Genomic DNA, 1937 nt, shown 5'->3' with positions numbered 1-1937 from the left:
GATCGGGGCGGGCTTGGGGAAGGTCTCGTTCTTCGTGCCCTCCAGCGCACCGTCCATGGTGGCCTTCCAGATATCGGAGGGCAGCCCGGAGCCGTAGATCATGCCGCCCTGGTAGTTGCGCAGCGGCGTGTTGTGCACGCTGCCCACCCACACGGCCGTCGACAGCGACGGGGTGTAGCCGACCATCCAGGCGTCCTTGTTCTCGCCGGTGTCCTCGAGCTGGGCGGTACCGGTCTTGGTGGCCGACTCGCGGCCGCCGGCCAGGTTGTGGTTGCGCGACCACGCGGCGATCGGCTTCATCGCGGCCGTCACGTTGTCGGCCACCGCGGCGTCGACCCGCTTCTCGCCGGGCACCTCGCCGCGGTCGAGCAGGACGGTGCCGTCGGCGGAGACCACCTTCTGCACGAAGTGCGGCGCGTGATAGACGCCGGAGGCCGCCAAAGTGGCGTAGGCGGAGGCCATGTCGAGCGGGCGCGACTGGTACTGGCCGAGCACGATGCCGTTGTTCGGGCCACTGCCGTCCGGCTCGGTCAGCGACTTGCCGACGCCCGGGATGGTCTCCGGGATGCCGAGCTTGTGCGCCATGTCCGCGATCTTCTTGGGGCCGTTGCCCATATCGATCTGCATGCGGTAGAAGCTGGTGTTCAGCGAGCGCTTGAGGGCCTCGGCGATGGTGCACATGCCGCAGCCCTCGCCCTCGACATTGGTGATCTTGATGCCGTTGACGGTGAGCGGGGAGCTGTCGTACATCTGCGACAGCGGAACGCCCTGCTCGAGATTGGCGGCGAGGCCGAACACCTTGAACGACGAGCCCGGCTGCAGGCCCGCGTTGGCGTAGTCCCAGCCCTGGCCGTCGTCGCCGCCGTAGTAGGCGCGCACCGCGCCGGTCTTCGGATCCACCGAGACGACCGCCGAGCGCAGCTCCTCCGGCTCGCCCTGCATCTTCTTCTGCGCCGCGTCGACGGCGGCCTTCTGCGCCTTCGGATCGATCGTCGTGGTGATCGTCAGACCCGCCGTGTTGAGCTGCTGCCCGCTGATGCCGGCGGCGGTCAGCTCGTTGAGCACCTGCTGCTTGATCAGACCCTCCGGGCCGGAGTCCAGGGTCTTGTCCTTGGTGGTCGACACCGGGGCGACCCGCGGATACTGCATGCCCTGGCGCTCGGCCGCGGGCAGGTTGCCGCCGGAGACCATGCCGTCGAGCACGTAGTTCCAGCGGGTCTTCGCGCCCTCGGGGTTCTTCTCCGGGTCCAGGCCGGACGGCTGCTGGATGGTCGCGGCGAGCACCGCGCCCTCGGCCGGGGTCAGCTCCGTCACCGGCTTCTCGAAGTAGGCCTTGGCGGCCGCGTCGATGCCGTACGCGCCGCGACCGAAGTAGATGGTGTTCAGGTACGCGGCGAGGATCTCGTCCTTGCTCCACTGGCGCGCCATCTTGGCCGAGATGACCAGCTCGCGCATCTTGCGGGTGAGCGAGCGTTCGTCGCCGACCAGCGCGTTCTTCACGTACTGCTGGGTGATCGTGGAGCCACCGCCCGCGCTTTCCTTGCCGAGCACGTTGTCCCTGGCGGCGCGCGCGAAGCCGGAGATGGAGAAGCCGGGGTTGGAGTAGAAGTCGCGGTCCTCGGCGGCGATCACCGCGTTGCGGACGTGCGCGGGGATCTGCTCGATCGTCACGTCGGTCCGGTTGCCTTCCGGCGGAACGACTTTGCTGATCACCGTGTCGCCGTCGGAGGCGAGGATGGTCGCGACCTGATTGGTTTTGAGGTCGCCCGGCTGGGGTACCGAGACAGTCGTGTACGCGATGAGGAAGACGCCGCTGGGGATCAGGATCGCCATGGCCATCATCACGTAGATGACCCGGCGAACGATGCGCCACGGCGACTTCTTCTTCTGGCCGGGCCTGCGCTTACCGGGGCCGAGCCGTCGCCGCCGCTGCCGCC

At 68.4% G+C, this 1937-nt stretch carries 1 protein-coding gene; it reads right to left on the bottom strand.

Going from position 1 to position 1937, the window contains the following annotated elements; genetic code table 11:
• A partial coding sequence (locus tag ON39_RS32850; protein ID WP_157195544.1) for a transglycosylase domain-containing protein occupies positions 1-1842 on the bottom strand: 1842 nt, incomplete at its 3' end.
• Between the last annotated feature and the right edge of the window lie 95 nt (positions 1843-1937).

Origin of the sequence: Nocardia tenerifensis NBRC 101015 (assembly GCF_000308715.1) — a bacterium.
GTDB classification, from domain to species: Bacteria; Actinomycetota; Actinomycetes; order Mycobacteriales; family Mycobacteriaceae; genus Nocardia; species Nocardia tenerifensis.
The sequence above is the reverse complement of the archived record's forward strand: the minus strand, read 5'-3'. Positions and strand labels throughout refer to the sequence as shown.